The sequence below is a fragment of the Pseudomonas sp. RGM 3321 genome (assembly GCF_022836805.1).
Classification (GTDB): Bacteria; Pseudomonadota; Gammaproteobacteria; order Pseudomonadales; family Pseudomonadaceae; genus Aquipseudomonas.
Map to the genome: position 1 here is coordinate 1 of NZ_JALHBH010000004.1, position 230 is coordinate 230.

General features: G+C 57.4%; 1 pseudogene. It reads left to right on the forward strand.

Annotated features, from left to right (window positions below):
• Positions 1 to 230 (forward strand): annotated as a pseudogene (locus RGM3321_RS00015) (helix-turn-helix domain-containing protein); the annotation flags it as partial.

A 230-nucleotide genomic window follows, 5' to 3' on the forward strand; every position in this document is an offset into this window, starting at 1 on the left:
TTGAACGTCAGGCTATCGTGGCGCTGTGCAACAGCAAATCATACGCGCATTTGCCTCCGAGCCAGATCGTGCCACAGCTGGCTGATGAGGGCCGTTACATAGCTTCTGAAGCAACTTTTTACCGTGTGTTGCATGCCGCAGGTCAGCAGCATCATCGCTCGCGAGCCAAGCGCCCGCATCGTCATGAGGTACCCACCACCTATGCGGCGACAGCCGCTAATCAGGTGTGG